Source organism: uncultured Thiocystis sp. (genome assembly GCF_903866365.1).
In the GTDB taxonomy this organism is placed as follows: domain Bacteria; phylum Pseudomonadota; class Gammaproteobacteria; order Chromatiales; family Chromatiaceae; genus Chromatium.
The window spans coordinates 1-2,410 of record NZ_CAIPNF010000167.1 but is presented as its reverse complement, the minus strand read 5'-3'; the positions used below and the strand labels follow the sequence as shown (position 1 = coordinate 2,410).

General features: G+C 57.4%; 4 protein-coding genes and 1 pseudogene. 4 read left to right on the top strand and 1 reads right to left on the bottom strand.

Annotation, left to right across the window (positions count from 1 at the left end; all coding sequences use genetic code 11):
• Positions 1-151: 151 nt before the first annotated feature.
• Together QZY07_RS09355 and QZY07_RS09350 are read left to right on the top strand one after the other, a co-directional pair.
• Positions 152-304, top strand: a pseudogene (locus QZY07_RS09355) (HU family DNA-binding protein); the annotation flags it as partial.
• 56 nt (positions 305-360) lie between these two features.
• Positions 361-669, top strand: a complete 309-nt coding sequence (locus tag QZY07_RS09350; protein ID WP_295401835.1) for an H-NS histone family protein — start codon at positions 361-363, stop codon at positions 667-669.
• Positions 670-1,167: 498 nt separating this feature from the next.
• Here the strand turns inward: QZY07_RS09350 and QZY07_RS09345 are convergent, their stop codons facing one another.
• The gene (locus QZY07_RS09345) at positions 1,168-1,452 is read right to left on the bottom strand and encodes a hypothetical protein (protein ID WP_295401833.1); all 285 of its coding nucleotides are present in this window, start codon (positions 1,450-1,452) and stop codon (positions 1,168-1,170) included.
• A gap of 303 nt (positions 1,453-1,755) precedes the next feature.
• Between QZY07_RS09345 and QZY07_RS09340 the strand changes: the two genes are divergently transcribed.
• Together QZY07_RS09340 and QZY07_RS09335 are read left to right on the top strand one after the other, a co-directional pair.
• Positions 1,756-2,109 carry a WGR domain-containing protein gene (locus tag QZY07_RS09340; RefSeq protein WP_363183988.1) on the top strand — a complete coding sequence of 118 codons (354 nt, stop codon included), beginning with the start codon at positions 1,756-1,758 and terminating at the stop codon, positions 2,107-2,109.
• Positions 2,087-2,299 carry a hypothetical protein gene (locus QZY07_RS09335; protein ID WP_295401831.1) on the top strand — a complete coding sequence of 71 codons (213 nt, stop codon included), beginning with the start codon at positions 2,087-2,089 and terminating at the stop codon, positions 2,297-2,299. Before QZY07_RS09340 ends, QZY07_RS09335 begins: the two co-directional genes overlap by 23 nt.
• Positions 2,300-2,410: the final 111 nt, after the last annotated feature.

The window sequence follows — 2,410 nt, the reverse complement described above, 5'->3', positions numbered from 1 at the left end:
TCGCATTCAATAAAAAATAATATAAAATTCAGTTTATTACACGGTATTTAAAGGTAACAAAGTAGAAGTAAAGAAGGGCGGAGCGTTTGCCGACACCTTCCGCAGCGCCGATGACTTACTCGTTACAGGGTTTTGGCCGGAGCGATGATCGACGCCCTCGTTGCATTATCGGCCACCCCGTTTCGCACGTAACCCGAAAACCGGGGAAAGCATTCGGACCTCGGGAAAGTCTGTCCCGCATTTTAAGCCTGGAAAGGCACTGCGGGAACGTGTGAATCCATTGACGGAACCGGAAACCGGATGATTTCAGATCGGCAATCCTTTATCATCTTTTTTAATCCGACGATTCAGCACTGACGAATGACGATACCCACTCTTGACGAACTGCTGGCGCAACAAACCGCGCTGGCTCAGCAAATCGAAGACCTCCGAAACCGCGAACGGGCCGCTGTCCTCACGGAGATTCGCGCACTCGTCGAGAAACACGCGCTCACGGCAGAGGATATTTACGCGGCCAACAAGAAACGCAGTCAAAGGAAAGCCAAAGAGACGTCGACTCCGACGTATCGAGACCCGGAAACAGGCAAAACTTGGACCGGTCATGGCCGTGCGCCGGATTGGATCAAAGGGAAAAACCGCGCCGAGTTTGCCATTCCCCCGTCGGAATAGGCGGAGCTTTCCCCCTTTCAATCCGAAACCGTCACCAAGCGGTTGGATGACAGGGGAAGCGTTCGTTCCTGGCGTCGGATCCATTGATAACGCTGCCTGAATCGCGGGATCCATTCGGAGAAGGGGCGCGATGCCCAAGCGGAGTCGGTGCAGGATCTGTTTGGCGACGGGACGTGAATCTGGTGTGGAGCGGGTTAGGCTCGCGGCGATGTCAAGTTCAAGTGCGCGTGATCTATGTGCCATCCGATGCGGCGGGCTTGGAGCGCCTCGAAAGTTTTGCGAAACGGCGGCGGCAACGCGGGTATCGGGAGCGACCGAGCCAAGGCTAAGGCGCCTGACCTACGCCCCGTGCGGTTTGCTCGCCAACCGGACGTATGGGCGGACGCGCATGGCGCGAGACCTGTTGCCTTTCATGCACACATGCAACCACGCTTCTGCACGGTCATCGACGTGCCTCGCTTGATCCGATCGGTACAGTCGGAGAAGGCGCTAGCGTGGTCAAAATCGGATGGCCTGTTGATGGATAGACCCGAGCCGGGCTAGGCACCATTGGTGCGAATGGGCGGCGTGGTGCGGGCGGTGGCCCATGGCAAACGGCCACAGCAAACGCAGTTGGCGGATGACATACCCGCGATAGGACCAAGCGTTCACGGGAGAAACCTCATGCTCGACTGCCACGAAGAGCGCGGCTTCGATGACGTTCCGGTCGGGTATGGCCTCCAGAGCGACGCCTTCGCGTGTCAGATCGGTGTGCAATAGGTGACGATAGACGTTGACCAGCACCCGTTCGCGATGATTTTTGGGGGGGTGTCAAGCGTTGCACTTCACTGCGCGCAGAAGTGGAGACGCTCCGAGGCCGTCATCTCTTGGATACTCTGGAAACCGGCGTTCTCGTTCATGCGGCGTACTCCAAGGGGGTTTCGTTCAAGGATCGCGAGCGAGGTTACCGAACGAAGCCCAGGCGGTTTGTGCGGAACCGCACGGTTTGGAACGATCCGGTCTTGGCGTGGTTGGATGGCAGGAGGAAAACGGAGTGGATGGGGGGAGCGGGTTTGTTATCCCCAAAAACCGGGGATGGATGGATCGGTGGATAACCGTCTTCGCGCCTTGGCGGTCAAGCGGTTATCGCGCTGGCGAGAAATCAACCATGGCGTAGCCTGGAGCGGGCGAGCGGTGAATCGCTGGATCAACCCCGACAAGGGACGTTATTACCAGGTCGATCTGGTCCAGGATCTGTTTGGCGACTGGACTTTGACCCAGGTGTGGGGCGGGTTAGGCTCGCGGCGGGGTCAAGTGCGTATTGTCTACGTGCCTTCCTACGCAGCGGGCGTGGAGCGCATTGAACACATCGCGAAACGGCGGCAGCAGCGTGGGTATCGGGATTGGCGGTTCTCAACGAGACACATGGGGTCTGGCGATGAAACGCAAGGTCTACCTTGAAACCTCCGTCATCAGCTATCTGACGGCTCGCCCCAGCAAAAACATCATCGAGGCCGGCCATCAGCACAGCACTTACCTCTTTTGGGATCAACGAGACGACTACGATCTGTTTCTTTCGGAACTGGTCTTGACCGAATGTGCGGCGGGCGATCCCCATGCCGCTAGTACAGCGGCGCCCAAGTCCCTGTAAGGGCTTTGGCGATTAATGGTACCCTATTGACTATCTTGTTCGCACAGTACAGTCAGTATGATCGGCCAACCCCGTTACCGCATTAACCTGCTTGCGTCAGAACGGACCACG